12 protein-coding genes are annotated in these 15,810 nt (G+C 64.2%); 7 read left to right on the forward strand and 5 right to left on the reverse strand.

Features of this window, described 5'->3' with window-relative positions; genetic code table 11:
- Positions 1-3: 3 nt before the first annotated feature.
- The 3 genes from C7451_RS07235 to C7451_RS07245 all read right to left on the reverse strand — a co-directional run bounded on the left by C7451_RS07235 (position 4) and on the right by C7451_RS07245 (position 5,500).
- Positions 4-1,569: an FAD-binding oxidoreductase gene (locus C7451_RS07235; protein ID WP_110298308.1), complete on the reverse strand. Its 1,566-nt coding sequence runs from the start codon at positions 1,567-1,569 to the stop codon at positions 4-6.
- The gene (locus C7451_RS07240; RefSeq protein WP_110298309.1) at positions 1,566-2,870 is read right to left on the reverse strand and encodes an MFS transporter; all 1,305 of its coding nucleotides are present in this window, start codon (positions 2,868-2,870) and stop codon (positions 1,566-1,568) included. Before C7451_RS07240 ends, C7451_RS07235 begins: the two co-directional genes overlap by 4 nt.
- Before the next feature lie 104 nt (positions 2,871-2,974).
- A complete protein-coding gene (locus C7451_RS07245; protein WP_244181724.1) occupies positions 2,975-5,500 on the reverse strand; it encodes a TonB-dependent receptor in 2,526 nt (841 codons plus the stop codon).
- A gap of 123 nt (positions 5,501-5,623) precedes the next feature.
- Here C7451_RS07245 and C7451_RS07250 point away from each other — a divergent pair, with 123 nt between their 5' ends.
- Together C7451_RS07250 and C7451_RS07255 are read left to right on the forward strand one after the other, a co-directional pair.
- Entirely contained in the window at positions 5,624-6,307 is a 684-nt protein-coding gene (locus C7451_RS07250; protein ID WP_110298310.1) for a hypothetical protein, read from the forward strand.
- A 145-nt stretch (positions 6,308-6,452) separates the two neighbouring features.
- Positions 6,453-8,921 carry a TonB-dependent receptor gene (locus tag C7451_RS07255; protein WP_110298311.1) on the forward strand — a complete coding sequence of 823 codons (2,469 nt, stop codon included), beginning with the start codon at positions 6,453-6,455 and terminating at the stop codon, positions 8,919-8,921.
- 111 nt (positions 8,922-9,032) lie between these two features.
- On the opposite strand, the gene C7451_RS07260 is transcribed toward C7451_RS07255, so the two are convergent.
- Entirely contained in the window at positions 9,033-9,938 is a 906-nt protein-coding gene (locus tag C7451_RS07260; RefSeq protein ID WP_167398466.1) for a DUF1838 family protein, read from the reverse strand.
- A gap of 106 nt (positions 9,939-10,044) precedes the next feature.
- Here C7451_RS07260 and C7451_RS07265 point away from each other — a divergent pair, with 106 nt between their 5' ends.
- The 5 genes from C7451_RS07265 (at position 10,045) to C7451_RS07285 (ending at position 14,954) form a co-directional block, all read left to right on the forward strand.
- Positions 10,045-10,887 carry an HpcH/HpaI aldolase/citrate lyase family protein gene (locus C7451_RS07265; protein WP_244181725.1) on the forward strand — a complete coding sequence of 281 codons (843 nt, stop codon included), beginning with the start codon at positions 10,045-10,047 and terminating at the stop codon, positions 10,885-10,887.
- On the forward strand, positions 10,880-11,389 hold the full coding sequence (locus tag C7451_RS07270; RefSeq protein ID WP_110298313.1) for a MaoC family dehydratase: 510 nt from the start codon (positions 10,880-10,882) through the stop codon (positions 11,387-11,389). Before C7451_RS07265 ends, C7451_RS07270 begins: the two co-directional genes overlap by 8 nt.
- A 78-nt stretch (positions 11,390-11,467) precedes the next feature.
- Positions 11,468-12,646: an acyl-CoA dehydrogenase family protein gene (locus C7451_RS07275; protein WP_110298314.1), complete on the forward strand. Its 1,179-nt coding sequence runs from the start codon at positions 11,468-11,470 to the stop codon at positions 12,644-12,646.
- Positions 12,647-12,662: 16 nt separating this feature from the next.
- On the forward strand, positions 12,663-13,865 hold the full coding sequence (locus C7451_RS07280; RefSeq protein WP_110298315.1) for a CaiB/BaiF CoA transferase family protein: 1,203 nt from the start codon (positions 12,663-12,665) through the stop codon (positions 13,863-13,865).
- 3 nt (positions 13,866-13,868) lie between these two features.
- Complete coding sequence (locus C7451_RS07285) at positions 13,869-14,954, forward strand: CaiB/BaiF CoA transferase family protein (RefSeq protein WP_110298316.1); 1,086 nt, start codon at positions 13,869-13,871, stop codon at positions 14,952-14,954.
- A gap of 11 nt (positions 14,955-14,965) precedes the next feature.
- On the opposite strand, the gene C7451_RS07290 is transcribed toward C7451_RS07285, so the two are convergent.
- Positions 14,966-15,793 (reverse strand): GntR family transcriptional regulator, encoded by an 828-nt coding sequence (locus C7451_RS07290; RefSeq protein WP_110298516.1) that lies wholly within the window; start codon positions 15,791-15,793, stop codon positions 14,966-14,968.
- Positions 15,794-15,810: the final 17 nt, after the last annotated feature.

The following is a 15,810-nucleotide window of genomic DNA, read 5'->3' on the forward strand; positions in this document are numbered from 1 at the left end:
TTGTCATTCCAGTCCCAGGCTCCCCGGGTTCATCAGGCCATGCGGATCGACCGCGCGCTTCAACGCCACCAGCATCTCCCAGGCGGCAGGATCGAGCGCCTCGCGCAACGGATAGGTGCGCGCGATCTGCACATGCGTCGAGCCCAGCGAGCGGAAGATGCCGATGATGCTTGCGCGCAATTCGCCCACCAGGGCGCGCGCCTCCGGCCCTTCGGGAAAGCCCTTGAGCTTTTTCAGGTGATCGGGCTCGACCGCCTGGCGGTGCAGCGGGTTCATCGCGTCGGGCCAGAAGAAGACCGGCTCGATCAGGCAACCCGAGCGGCTGACCGCCGCGAGCATCGCCCCTGCATTGACGTCTAGCCGTTCCATCGCTTCGGCATTGGCGGCATATAACGCCTCGATCCGCTCCCACGCCTCGACCAGTTTCGAATGCGGCAGGAAGCCGTGCACCGGCACCCAGCGCTCGCCATCCGGGCCGAGCATCGAATTGGGCGGCGGGAACGGGTTGGCGCGCAGGATTTTGGGAATCGAATTCTCGACCGCGCTGCCGCCATGCGCGGTGACGATCCTGCCGATCTCGGTGATTTCGGCATCGACGGCGCCCTGATGACGCCCTTCGGCGATGGTGTGGAGCGAGAACGGAACGTCCTTGAGGAATGACCGGCCCGCAGCGACCACCTTTGCCCCTTCCTTGATCGCCTTCCAGGCAGAGCCTTGCGATTTCATCATGTTGAGCAGCGACTTGGCATCCTTGGCCAGGCTGTCGCGCTTCATCCGCTGCGATTGCAGATAGGGGTCGAAGGCGAAGCTTTCGGACGCCAGGCCCTCGCGCGCGATGGCGCTCATCGCGCCCAGCAGCCCCTTGTGGTCGGGCAGCGAGAACGAGCCATAGGCAAAGGCTGTGGCCTCTTTCACCAGCCGCAGCGTTACCCGCGCCTTGACGCCGAACGCGCCGGTATCGGCGGCGAACAGCCCAGTGAGGTCCGGGCCGAACGGGCGGAAGAAATCGCTGCCGGTGCTGACGATGCGGCCATCGGCGAGCACCACGTCGAAGCTCAGCGCGCTGTCGACGACGGAACCGGAGCGCGCGCCCCAGAAGATGCCGTTCTGGCTCATGCCGCCGCCGATCGCCGCGCGCAGGCCCGACAGCGTGCCCCAGCTCGGGGCTCGAAGGCCGAGCGGCCTCAGCGCATCGTGCAGCGTCTGCCAAGTGCAGCCGGCCTCGACCGTCACGGTCATGTCGGTGGCGTTGATATCGACAATGGAGCCGAGCGAAGTCGTATCGATCAGGACGAAGTCGCCGCCCGAATAGAGATAGCCGCCGGTATAGCTCATGCCACCGCCGCGCGGGACGATGGCGAGCCCCTGGGCCGTCGCCGCCGAGACGCCGCGCGCGAGCTGATCGACGGTCGCGGGGCGCAGCACCGCGAGCGGTTTGCGTCCGGTCGAATAGACGTCGTGCGAGAAGAAATCGCAGGCTGCCTCATCGGTCAGCACCGCATCTGCACCTGCCGCAGCGATCACCGCATCGAGTGCGCCAGCCTCATCCCCGACCAAGGTCGCCATCATGCTGTCTCCATTGCCGGTTCGCTCTGAGGCCCTGTCCCCGCTGCCTCGGTCAGCACGGGATAGCGCCCCAGCAGCAGCAGCAGCGCGCCACCGATGATATAGCCGAAAATCGAGTAGAACAGGATCGGATCATAGCTGCCGGTCGCATCGCGGACCGAGGAATAGACGATCGGGGAGATCGCCGAGAACACGCCGAACGGCATGTAGAGCATGCCGTAGATCTTGCCGTAATTCGCCATCCCGAAATAGCGGCCGGTGAGATAGGCGATGAGGTCGCTCTCTGCGCCTGCCGCAAAGCCGAGCAAGAACCCGGCCAGCGCCGCCAACGCGAAGCCGGGCTCGGGATCGAGCAGGATCCAGCTCGATGCCGCAGGCAGGCAGAGCAGCGGAAAGGCGACGAAGCCGGCCCAGTAGCGGTCGAGCAGCAGCCCGGTGATGATCCGGCCTGCCAGGATGCCAAGACCCAATATGCCCATGACCGAAGCCGCACCCTGCGCCGGGATTCCCCGGTCCGCAAGCATCGCAGGCATGTTGATGAACGCGCCGCCAAAGGTCAGCGCGATCACGAGGATCGAGAGCCAGATCAGCCAGAAGCGATGGTCGCGCAGCGCCTGCGCGAGTGTGACACCGGTCAATGCGCCGCTTGCGGTCTTGATCCCCGGCGGCTGCTCTTCGGGACGGGGTTCGCGGAACAGCCAGAAGGCGAGCGGCAGCGCGACGAGCAGCGGCAGCATGCCGACGATGGCGAACATCGAGCGCCAGCCCCAGGATTCGATCGCGAACACCGCGAGCTTCGGCACCACGATCGCCGCCAGGCTGGTGCCGAGCAGCAAGAGGCCGAGCGCCAGCCCGCGGCTCTTGTAGAACCACATGTTGATCGCGCGGCTCCAGGTCACCGGGGTCGATCCGATACCCACCAGCCCGACCAGCAGCCACAAGAGGTAATAGGCCCAGAGCACCGGCGGGGTCAGCGAAAGCGCCGCAAAGGTGGCCCCGAAAGCGAACAGCGACCACAAGGCGATGCGGCGCACGCCATAGGTATCCGCCAGCCAGCCGAACACCGGCGCGAGCAGCGCGGCGACCACGCCGAAAATGGTGATGGGCGTGAGGATCTCGGTGGTGGTCCAGCCGAATTCCTTCGACAGCGGCGCGATGGTGAAGCCGACGACGTTGAACGGGATCGGCGAAGCTCCGCAGGCCACGCCGATCACGCCTGCCAGCAGCACCTTCCACCCGCCCGCAAATTCGCCACGCGGAGCCGGCGCCACACCTGCTGTCAGTTCGTCTGCCCTGCTTGCCAACGCGTCGCTCCCGTCAGTCCACCATGAATGCAAAGCCTAGGCGGGAGGGGAGCATCGCACAGAGTCGCACGATGCTCCATCCGCCTGACGGCCAGAATGCGCGATCAGAAATTGTAGCGCGCACGCACCGTCCACATCATCGGCTGGTTCAGATAGCTGTAGTTGGACAGCGAGGACTGGATGAATTCCTCGTTGAAGCAGTTGGTGCACTCGACCGCCAGCTGCCAGCGGTCCTCGGGGCCGTTCAGCGCGAGGCCTGCATTGACCAGCCAGGCCGCCGGGCTTTCCGATCCGGTAACGAAGGGTCCGTCACCGAAGGGATTGGCGGGCGTGGTGCGACCGCCGCGCGTCACTGGCTGGTTGTAGATCGACAGGTTGGCGATCGCGACTTCCTGGCGCGAACGGTAACTGGCGTTGATCGTGGGGACGAGGGTCAGCCCGCTTGTCCCCAGCGGTGCGCGATAGCTGCCGCCGATGGCCAGCGACCAGTCGGGCGTGCGGACCGGGGTTGCGATCGTGCCATTGGCGGTCACGATCCCAGCGGCGCAGGCAGGCGCGTTGTTGACCGGCTGGCCTGCCGGTGCGCTATTCGCGCTGGCGGGAATCTGCCCGGCCGCGAGCTGCGCGCGGCAGGCCGCAAGCTGGGCCTGAACGTTCTGGATGCCGTAAATGTCGTTCCCGGCGGGTGCATTGGGCACGCGGTAATTGTCGTCCTGATAGCCGACATTGGCGTAAAGCGTCAGGCCTGTGACCGGCGCGACGGTCAGTTCCGCCTCGATCCCCTTGTTGCGGTAATCGGCAAAGTTGCGGGTCAGGAAGGTGATCGCGCCGGTTGCAGGGTTGAGCAGGCCGGCAAGGATCTGCAGGTCGCTCACATCCATCCAGAAGGCGGTGATGTTGGCGCGCACCTTGCGGTCGAAAAACTCGCTCTTGATGCCCGCTTCGTAACTCCACACCCGCTCCTCATCGAAGGGCAGGAACTGGCTGGGCGCAGTCGCGCGCGCATTCCATCCCCCCGACTTGAAGCCCCGCGTCGCCGAGGCGAACAGCAGCAGGTCGTCATTGGGCTTGAAGTTCAGCGCAAAGCGCGGGGTCCAGATCTTCACATTCTGGCTGCGAGGGATGATCACGCCGTTGGCCGCGCGCAGATTCTGGTCGAACATGCACGTCGCCTCGATCGTGCCGTCATTGCACGAGGGCCGGTTGTCGGTGATCGAGACATTCTTGGTCTCGTCGGTATAGCGGACGCCGGCGGTGAGCTTCAGCTGCTCGGTGATGTTGAGGTCCGCCTGGACATAGCCTGCATAGGCCTTGGTCGTGTTGCGGATGATGCGATCGCCCAGCAGCAGCGAGACGGCCGGCGAGATCGAGAACACATCGGCCAGGTTCGTCCGGTTTCGCTCGTCGATATAGAAGAAGCCCGCGACATAATCGACCAGGCCGTTGCCAAAGCTGCCATCGAGCTTGATTTCCTGGGTGAACTGCTGATGGCTGCCGTCATTGACGATCGTGAAGCCGCCGCGCGCATAGCCCTGCACCGTCGGGAACGGCACGCTGACCGAAGGACCGCCGCGCCCGTCGAAGAAATCGAGCGCGAACTGCTGGTTGAGGCTGACATAGCCGGTGATCAGGCTGAGCGTCGTCTTGTCGGCAATGTCGAAGGACAGGTTCGACGTGATCAGGTCGGTGGCCGCTTCCTGCCCGTTACCATAGCCTGCCTTGCGGCCCTGGATCACCAGAGGCGCAAAGGGCGTGGCGGAAGTGGGGTTCTCGCGCAGACCGGTAGTCGAGAAACGGCCCTTGCAGTCGGTCGGATTGGCCGGATTGCAGGTGAAATTGAGCGTGTTCTCGCCCTTGGAAACGATATGCGCGTAGCTCGCGCGCCACCTGGCCCAGGGGGCGAGCTCTCCCTTCACGCCCAGGCGAACGCCCCAGCCGTCATCATCGTTCAGGCGCTCGCCGGTGGTGACGTTCTTCACATAGCCATCATCGTCCTGCCAATAACCCGAAACCTTGATCGCGAACGAATCGGCGAGCGGCAGGTCGATCGAGCCGCGCACCAGCTTGCGGTCGAACCGCCCATAGCCGACCTCGGCATAACCGCCGATGGTATCGCCCGGATCGGCCATGATGACGTTGATCGCACCACCGGTAGTATTGCGGCCGAACAGGGTACCCTGCGGCCCGCGCAGCACCTCGACCCGCGCGACGTCGAACAGCGACAGGTTGTTCGCATTCTGGCGCGAGAGATAGATGTCGTCGACATAGGTGCCGACCGGCGGATCGAAGGTCGCGATCGTCTCGGTCGATCCCAGACCGCGCAGGAAGTACGCGTTCGCCGACCCGATGCCGGTGTTGTTCTGCGCCACCAGATTGGGGACATACTGGCCCAGCTGCAATGTATTGGACACCCCCTGATCGCGCAGTTGCTCGGCGGTGAAGGCGCTGATCGCGATCGGCACATCCTGCACGCTTTCCTGGCGGCGCTGCGCGGTCACGATGATTTCGGACAGGCCCGGCTGTTCGCTGGATTCGGTGGTACCGGCCTGCTCGCCATTCTGGGCATGGGCTGGTGAAGCAAGGGCGACAGCAAGCGCCGAAACGGTCGCCGCCAAGCGTTTGTCGATCATCGTCAATCTCCCTGAATCTCTGGTGGTGCCGATCCGCCTGACGTTCATTTTTTTCTTGCAACTTGTCCGGACAAATCTGCATTGTCAATCGGGATAGTGCAAGATTCTGGCGGGAGATGCGGATTGGACTGGGCTGAAATTGCGTACCCTTCGCTGGTATACGTGCATCTGTTGCTGTTCGTGCTGTGGCTGGGTGCGGACGTGGGCGTGTTCCTGCTCGGCCAGCATTTCCGCAAGCGCGACCTCTATACGCTCGACCAGCGCATCGCCCTGCTCAAGCTGCTGGTGCTGGTCGACATGACGCCCCGCAGCGCCTGGGCGCTGATGGTACCCGTCTCGCTCTCGGTATTGAAAATGGGGGGCTGGTGGGATGTGCCGGGCGCACTGCTGACCGCGGCCTGGATTATCGGCGGCATATGGCTGTGGCTGGTCTGGGATGCACACAATCACGATCAGACGGCGCGCGCGAAGCGCGACCGCTTCTACGAGAATGGTCTCAAATACACCCTCACCGCCTTCTATCTCTGGCTCGGCGGCCAGTCGCTGCTCACCGGCACGCCACTGGCGCCTGGCTGGCTGGCGTGGAAGGCGCTGCTCTTCGGCGGCATCTTCGTCGCGGCCATCGGCATCGATGTTGCATTCAAGCCGGTCGGGCCGCAACTCGTGCGCCTGTTGAGCGAGGGATCGAGCGATGCGACCGAAGTGCCGTTGCGCCGCACGATGGACCGCACCCGCGTCTGGGTCATGGCCATCTACATCCTGCTGGTGGTGACATCCTGGCTCGGGGCGGTGAAGCCCGACTTCTAAGGCGGGCGAGCCACCGACGGTGTCATATTCAAGCAACACACGCCGTACAATTCGCGCTTCGGGTAAAATTTGTCTGGACAACTTTGGCGTGTTTGGGCGATGTTGTCCGGACAAGGGAGAACGATAGAACCTGAGGGGGTTTCACATGACACACAGCTTCAAGGCTTGCCTGCTTGCCGTCACCGCGCTGACCAGCGTTTCCGCCATGGCGCAGGAGGCAGTACCCGGCGCGGCTGCTGCCGACAGCGATGTGATCATCGTGACCGCCCGCAAGACCGAGGAGACGCTGCAGGAGGCACCGACCACGGTTTCGGTCGTCACCGCCGCCGCGATCGATCGGCTGGGCCTCGACAATCTGACCGATATCGCAAAGACCGTGCCCGGCCTCGTGTTCGACGATACGCTGGGCCGTGATGCGAATCGCCCGGTCATCCGCGGCCAGGCGAACATCCTGGGCCAGTCCGGCGTCGCCTTCTTCATCGACGGGATATATTATTCGGGCTCGCTCGCCGATTATGACGTCGACACGGTCGAGCGGTTCGAGATCGTCAAGGGCCCGCAATCCGCGCTCTACGGTCGCAACACCTATTCGGGCGCGATCAACCTCATTTCCAAGATGCCGAGCACGACATGGACGGGCCGCGTCCAGGTCGATCTGGCCGAGGATGACCGCTACGAAGCTACCGCCAACGTCCGCGGACCGCTAGCCGAGGGCCTTGGCATCGTGCTGGGCGGGCGCGTGCTCGACAATGCGGGGGCTTTCCGCAACGCGTTCGACGGCACGCGCATTGGCAAGCAGCAGAGCTATTCGGGCTACGGCGCGCTGCAGTTCAACAATGGCGGACCGTTCCGCGCCTCGCTGCGCGCGAACTACAATGTCATCGACGATGGCCAGCCGGCGATCTTCGCGCAGAGCGCCAATGCGAACAACTGCTTCCCTGACAACAGCGCGCTCTATCGCGGGCAGAACCGCTATTTCTGCGGCGTCATCCGGCCGCAGCAGGTGAACACCGACTATCGTCGCCAGTTCGTCGATCCGGAAAATGTCGGGCTCGAATCGAAGACTCTCAATGCGGGCCTCCGGCTGGACTTCGACTTTACCGACGAGCTGACGCTGACCAGCCTGACCGGCTATAACCGGCGCACCGCGAACACCAAGACCGATGGCGACTATTCGCCCAACAGCTTCAACATGGTGATCTTCGCCTATGGCGCGACGGGGCCTGCGCCTGCGCCGATCATTCCGCCACGCACGACCCGGTTCACCGCCTTTGCCACATCGGTTCAGGATTTCTCCTTCTCCAATCGCGCCGTTACCGATGACTGGTCGCAAGAGTTGCGCCTGGCTTACGAAGGCGACCGGCTGCAACTGATGCTGGGCGGTTACTATTTCGACCAGAGCGATGTCACCCGCGACACGCGCGTCGTTCCGCCAGGATCGCTGGCGCGGGCCCAATCCAATTCGGCGGCTGCCACCGCCTCGCTCTGCGCCCAGCTGCCCAATTGCGGCATCTTCACACCGATTGCAGTCACCGCCGCCAACCTGCCCGAATCGCGCAACGTCAATTCGTTCGACATCGAGAACAAGGCGATCTTCGGTTCGGCCACGTTCGACATCACCGATACGCTCTCCTTCTCCGCGGAAGGCCGCTATGCCGAGGAGAAGATCCGCCAGTCGACCCTGACCTTCAACAACGGCCAGGCCATCCCCGCGCCGCGCGTGGTGCAGGCGACGTTCAAGGAATTCACCCCGCGCTTCACCTTGAGCTGGCAGGCGACGCCGGACAACCTGTTCTACGCGGTCTATGCCGAAGGCCAGAAGCCCGGCGGCTTCAACAGCAATCAGGCGATCATCGCGGGCTTTCCGACCTTCCAGCCGGAAGACAACAAGACCTATGAAATCGGCACCAAGAACACGTTCTTCGACGGCAAGCTGACGGCGAACCTCGCGCTCTATCACACCGAGGTGACGGGCTATCAGATCACGCAGAACGTGTCGGTGCCGCCCAATCAGGTCTCGCTCACCCGCAATGGCGGCGATGCACGGATCAACGGCGCGGAACTGGAGCTGCTGATCCGCCCGGTGCGCAACTTTACCGTCACCGCCAATTACAGCTATGTCGATGCCAAGTTCACGGCCGGCACGGACGAGAATCTCGGGCTGATCAACGACCTTCTCGACGATCGCCTTGCCAATTGCTCGACGGGCGACGAGTTTCCGGCCGTTACCGGCTGCCAGTCACGCTTCGGATCGATCCGCGGCAAGCGCATACCCCGCGCACCGGAACACACGATGTTCGTCGATGTCGATTATCGCACCCCGATCAGCGACGACTGGAACTTCTTTGTCGGCAGCAACGTCAACATGGTCTCGACCAGCTTCGATCAGGTGCTGAACTTCGCCGAAACCGGTGGATCGGTGGTCGTGGATGCGCGGCTTGGCGTGCAGAGCGACCGCTACCGGGTGATGCTCTATGCCCGCAACCTCTTCGACGAGGATTCGGTCGCGCAGATCCTGCGCTATGCCGATGCCAATGCCGATCTGCGCCGCAACTTCGTCGCGGGCCTGCGTCCGCCCCGGCGCATCGGCATCCTGCTGACCGCGAGCTTCTGAAGCTTCCACCACGCCTGCGCCCTTGCTGCGGGAAGGGCCATGATCAACCCCCGGAAACCGCGAGGCTTCCGGGGGTCTTTTTGTGCGCCCTGCGGTTGGGGCAGCGCAGCCTCAGTGTGCGGCGGCGGGCTTGCCGTCCTTGGCCCGCTGGGCTTCGATCTTCTTCTTGAACACCGTCCAGGTGGTTTCATTGGGGCGGGTATCGTCGACCGGCGGCGGCGCGACATAGCCGGGATAGTTGGTCGCAATCTCGCGCTTGATGACATCGGGCAGCTCATCAAAGCTGTTGAGCTTCACGCCCATGGCATTGAACACCATCTGTCCGTCCCGGCCTTCCATCATCATCCACGGCATCCAGTCGGAGATGCGCACCCAGGCGACGGTCGGGTTGACCGAGGGCGTGGCGGTGTCGAGCGCCTTTACCGGCATCGAGAAATCGAAAATCTCCATCGCATGGTACTTGTTGCCGACATAATCCTGATAGTCGCCCGCCAGCGGATTGACGTAATAGAGCGGCGCCTCGACCGGCATCAGCATCGTGTCGCCCATCCGGGTGAGGTTAAGCGAATAGGGTTTTCCGTCCGCGCCGATCGGGAAGCTGGGGCGCGAATTGACCGGATCGTTGGCGATGTGCATCACCTCGACGGTCTTGCCGGTATAGGGGTTCTGCCAGGTGCGCAGCACCTCGTTGGTCTTCGGGTCGAGGTAGAGCGTGATCTCCCGGCTGACCATGCGATAACCGGTGCCGCGCTGCGGATCGGTCACGCTCACGCACTGGCGGATGTTCATGCCTTCCATGTTGAACAGGTGCTTGTCGGGCTCGCCCTGGCGGCGGCTGTAGATGCGGCCCTGCCAGCGATAGACCGCAGGCACATTGTCCTTCACGCCGCACTGGGTGCGCTTCATGATCTCCAGCGCATCTTCTGGTTTGGCCGGATCGAGCTGCCGCGCCAGCGCCGGGCTGGCGAGGGTCGTGGCAGTCAGAAGCGCCGCCAGAGCAAGGGTACCGATACGCATAAACCTCTTCCCTTCGTGATTATCCTGATTTGTGCTTGACTTTAGATTTGTCCGGACAAATTGTGAAGAGGAATTGTTCGTCGGCAAAGGGGCCTTGGGGAAAATCATGTTCGCTGCCAGCAGCATCCTGTTCGTGCCGGGCTCGCGTGTCGACCGCATCGCCAAGGCGCTGGGAAGCGCGGCGGACCTTGTCTGCATCGATCTGGAGGACGCGGTCGCCGCGACCGACAAGGACAGTGCGCGCGAGGCGGTCATGGCCGGTCTCGGCAGTTGGGACAGGCCACGCATTGCGGTGCGAATCAACGGCTTGATGACCCGCGCCGGCCTCAGGGACCTGATCGCGCTGACCGAGTGCGCAACGCCGCCGCCCTTGCTGTTCGTTCCGATGGTCGAGCAGGCCAGCGAGATGGCACAGGTAGCGCGCATCCTCGACAATCCCGCGATCGGGCTTGTCCCGCTGATCGAGACGGTGAAGGGCCTGCGCAACGCGCACCTGGTCGCCGCACAGCCGCAGGTGGCCGCGATGATGTTCGGCGGCGGCGATTTCTCCGCGCAGCTGGGCGTAGACCTGGCATTCGATCCGCTGCTGGTGGCGCGCGGTCAGTTTATCATGGCCTGTGCCGATGCAGGCGTGCCCGCCATCGACGTGCCGTTCGTGAAGCTCGACGATGCCGAGGGCCTGGCTGATGAATGCCGACGGGTACGCGCGCTCGGCTTTGCCGCGAAGGCCGCGATCCACCCCGCCCAGGTCGATGCGATCAACACCAGCTTCGGCGCGGACGCGGAGGCTCTGGCCGAGGCGCACGAAGCGATCGCCGCCTATGAAGCCGCAGGCGGCATGGCGATCCGCCACAAGGGAAAGATGCTCGAAGCGCCAATCGTGGCGCGGATGCGCGCGATGCTGTCGCGCGAGGCGAAACGAAACGAAAGGACCATGATGAATGCGTGAGGGAGCAAAGGAAGTCGAACCGGGCCGTTATCGCGAGACCTTCGGACGCGCGTTCGAGGATTTCGTCGTCGGCCATATCTACGAGCACCGCCCAGGCCGCACGATCACCGATGCCGACAATGTGTGGTTCACGCTGCTGACGATGAACACGCACCCGGCGCATTTCGATTACGAATATGCCAAGAAGACCGAGTTCGGAAAGCCGCTGGTCTGCTCCCCGCTCACCGTCGCGCTGATGGTGGGGATGAGCGTCTCGGACGTCAGCCAGAAGGCGGTGGCGAACCTCGGCTGGGACAATATCCGCCTGACGAACCCCCTGTTCCCCGGTGACACGCTTTATGCCGAGAGCGAGGTAATCGACAAGCGCGAGTCCTCCTCGCGCCCCGAACAGGGCATTGTCACGGTCAAGACCATCGGCAAGAACCAGCATGGGCAGGTGGTGTGCACCTTCAACCGCACCATGCTGATCTGGAAGCGTGGCTTCGGCCCGTCCGACGACTGACCGGGGCCTGAGGAGGCCCAGAATTGATCCTTGCTGCCCTATGGGGGGCGGCGAGCAGAAAGACCGGAGTACCCAAGCATGGCAAGCCTGCCAAAGGAAGAACTGCGCACGATCGATGCGGACGAGGAAGCCGCGTTCCTCGATTCGATCGACCGCTGGATCGAGCGCGAGGTCAAGCCCGTGGTGATGCACCACGATCATGGCGATATATGGCCCGCAGAACTTGTCGACCAGATGATCGAGATGGGCCTGTTCGGTGCGACCATCGGCCAGGAATATGGCGGTCTGGGCCTGCCTGCGACCACCTATGCCAAGATCGTCGCGCGCATCTCGTCCTACTGGATGGCGATCACCGGCATCTTCAATTCGCACCTGATCATGGCCTGCGCGGTCGAGCGCTTCGGCACGCCCGCGCAGAAGGCAAAATGGCTGCCCAAATTCGCCAGCGGCGAGATTCGCGGCGGCCTCGCGCTGACCGAGCCCAATGCCGGCACCGACCTTCAGGCCATCCGCACGACCGCCATCCGTGACGGCGACGATTATGTCATCAACGGCACCAAGACCTGGATATCCAACGCCATCCAGGGCAGCTGCTTTGCGCTGCTGGTCAAGACCGACCCCAAGGCCGATCCGCGCTACAAGGGCATGAGCCTTTTCATCGCGCCCAAGCAGGACGGCTTCACCGTCGGCAAGAAGTTCGACAAGCTGGGCTACAAGGCGATCGACAGCGCCGAGCTGATCTTCGACAACTATCGCATTCCCGCAGACAACCTGATCGGCGGGGTCGAGGGCCAGGGCTTTTTCCAGGCCACCGGAGGCCTCGAACTCGGGCGCATCAACGTCGCCGCGCGCGGCGTGGGCCTGGCCGAAGGATCGCTCCGTCTGGCCACCGAATATGCGCAGCTGCGCCAGACCATGGGCAAGCCGATTGCCGACCATCAGGCGATCCAGCTCAAGATCGGCGAAATGGTGACGCGCGCCCGCGCAGCACGGCTGCTCACGCTCGACGCCGCCGAAGCCTATGACCGGGGCGAGCGGTGCGACATGGAAGCGGGAATGGCGAAATATTTTGCCTCCGAAGCCGCCGTGCGCAATTCCGAAGAGGCGATGCGCATCCATGGCGGCTATGCCTATTCCAAGGAATACGAGATCGAGCGCTATTATCGCGACGCGCTGCTGATGTGCATCGGCGAAGGCACCAACGAGATGCAGCGCATGATCATTTCCAAGCAATGGGTGAAACGGAACCCGGCGTGAGCGAGGAGCTAGGGACATGAGGCTGCCGCTCACCGGCTATCGCGTGCTGTCTGCCGAGCAATATGGCGCGGGGCCCTATGGCACGATGTTCCTGGCGCAGATGGGGGCCGAGGTCATCAAGATCGAGCCGCCGAACAAGCCGGGCCAGCCCGGCGGCGACACTGCACGCGCCGTCGGCCCCCATTTCCTGCGCGAGAACGAGAGCCTCTATTTCCAGAGCTTCAACCTCAACAAGAAATCGCTGACGCTGGACCTGCAGAGCGAGCGCGGGCGCGAGATCCTGCGGACGCTTGCGGCCGGATCACACGCCATGGTCAACAATCTGCGCGGCGATCTGCCGGCCCGGCTGGGGCTCGATTATGCCGCATTGGCAGACATCAACCCGGCCATCGTCTGCGCACATCTTTCCGCCTATGGCCGCGACAATATCCGCGCCAAATGGCCAGGCTATGATTACCTCATGCAGGCCGAAGCCGGCTTCCTGTCACTGACCGGCGAGCCCGATGGCCCGCCGGTGCGCTTCGGCCTGTCGATCGTAGACTTCATGACCGGGACACAGATGGCGGTCGGGCTGCTGGCAGCCATGCTCGATGCCCAGCGATCGGGACTGGGCCGCGATGTCGATGTCGATCTCATGTCGGTCGCGGCGCATCAGATGAGCTATCCCGCCGTCTGGTATCTGAACGAGGGCGACGTGACCCCGCGCGCGCCGCGCTCTGCGCATCCCTCGGTCACGCCCAGCCAGATGTTCCGCTCCGCCGATGGCTGGATGTTCGTGATGGCACAGCTGCCCAAATTCTGGTCGATCCTCATCGATGCGATCGGGCGCAGCGATCTCAAGGACGATCCGCGCTTCCGGACGCCCGCCGATCGGCTCGCCAATCGCGATACGCTGACGCAAGTGCTCGACGCCGTGTTCGGCACCCATCCGACGCAGCACTGGATCGACCTGCTGGCAGGCAAGGTCCCGGTTGCGCCGGTGCATGATCTCGCCAGCGCGATGGACAATCCGTATCTGCAGCAGACCGGGATGATGCAGACCGTGCAGCATCCCGACCGCAAGGAACTGCGCGTGCTGGCGAGCCCGATCCGCATCGACGGCGAACGGCTGCCCGCACGCGCTGGCCCGCTGCTGGGCGCGGACAATGACGAGGTACTGGCCAGCATCGGCCTGTCGGGCGGCGAGATCGAGGCCCTCAAACGCGACGGAATCGTCTGAGCCATGGGCAAGCTATCGGGCATCCGGGTGATCGACCTGTCGCAATTCCTGCCCGGGCCGATGCTTACCGTGATGATGGCGGATCAGGGCGCGGACGTCATCAAGATCGAACCGCCCGCAGGCGATCCGGCGCGGGCGATGGCCCCCTTCGAGAACGGCCAGTCGGTCTGGTTCCGCAACCTCAATCGCGGCAAGAGGAGCGAGGTGCTGGACCTCAAGAGCGAGGCCGGGCGCGCGCGGCTGACCGAACTGATCCAGAGCGCCGATGTCTTTGTCGAGGGCTTTCGTCCCGGCGTGATGCAGCGGCTGGGCTTCGATTATGCAGCGGTCAGCACGATCAACCCGGCCATCGTCTATTGCTCGGTCTCTGCCTTCGGGCAGACCGGGCCGATGGCGCATCACCCGGCGCATGATCTGGCGGTGCAGGCGCTGTCGGGCTTTCTTTCGGTCAATGACGGGCCGGATGGAACCCCGGTGGTGCCGGGCGTCCCTTCCGCCGATATGGCCGCAGGGCTCACGGGGCTGTCAGCGGTGCTGATGGCGCTGATCGGGCGCGAGCGCACCGGACGGGGCGATTATGTCGATATCGCGATGTTCGACAGTCTGCTGCCCTGGTGCGCGCATATCGCTGGCAGCGCGATCGCCGGGGGCGACGCACCGCGCTCTGCCACGCAGCGCTCGCTGGGCGGCGCGGGCTTCTATCAGGTCTATGTCACGCGCGACGGACGCCATGTCACCCTGGGCGGGCGCGAGCTGAAATTCGTGAAGGTGCTGCTCGGCGCACTGAACCGCGAAGACCTCATCCCGCTCGGCGCGGCCGAGGCGGGCCCGGCGCAAGCGCCGCTGATCGCCTTCCTGCGCGACACTTTCCTCACGCGCACCCGAGACGAATGGGTGGCCTGGTTCGAGGACAAGGACGTCGCCTTCTCCCCCGTACTCGATTTTGCCGAGGGATTCGCGAGCGATCATGTCGCGCATCGCGGTCTGCTGGTCGAAGCAAGCGAGGCGCATCATATCGCGCCGCCGATCCGCTTTGCCGGGGAGCCGGAATGGGTGCCAGCGGACGCCCCGGAGCTGGGGCGAGGATGATGCGCCGGGCGTTACCCCTCGACGTCGATATGCATCGAATAGGCGAAGCGGTCGCCGGGATGGTGGCTGACCGAGAGTTCGAACATCCGCCCGCCCTGGTCGTGATAGCAGCGCAGGATGCGCAGGCAAGCCGACCGGCGCGGAATATCGAGCGCGGCGGCGACCTCGGCGCTGGCGGGCACTGCCTGGATATCCTGGGTCACCTTGGACATGGAGAGCCGTGCCGCGTTGCTGATGAACTGGAACAGCGTGTTGGCGCCGGGATTGATCTGCTGGTCTGCGGCGTCGGCGGACGGCAGGATTTCGGCGACGGCGGTCGCGAGATCGGCAATGACATAGGCCTCGGTCAGTGCGATCGGCTGGCCATCGCTGACCTGGCGTCGCACGCCGCGAAAGCGGAACCACTTGTCGCTGACCGGCATCGCGATCTGCACGGCAATGGCCTTTGGCAGCGCCTGCAGCCCCAGATGATCGTAGGCGATGCGGGTATCGCGCGCATATTGCAGGATCTCGCCGACATTCGACAAGGGCTGGTGCAGCGCGCCGCCGCGCGCCGCCGCCGGCTGCACCACGGTGCCCGAACCGCGCCGGCGCGCGATCAATCCTTCCACCTGCAGGCGGCGCAGCGCCTCCCGCACGGTGAAGCGGCTGACGCCATATTCGGCGCACAGCGCGCTTTCGGTGGGGAAGCTGTTGTTGCCCGCCAGTTCGCCCGAAAGGATGCGCGCGCGCAACTCGTCGGCAAGCTGCTGGTAGCGCGGCTTGTCGCCCGATTTCTCCCCCGATCTCTCGGGTACCTTGTCGATCAGGGTATCACTGGCCTCTGCGCGGCGGTTCAACGCGTGCTCCTGCTCCA

It is taken from the genome of Blastomonas natatoria (assembly GCF_003201955.1).
Taxonomy (GTDB): domain Bacteria; phylum Pseudomonadota; class Alphaproteobacteria; order Sphingomonadales; family Sphingomonadaceae; genus Blastomonas; species Blastomonas natatoria.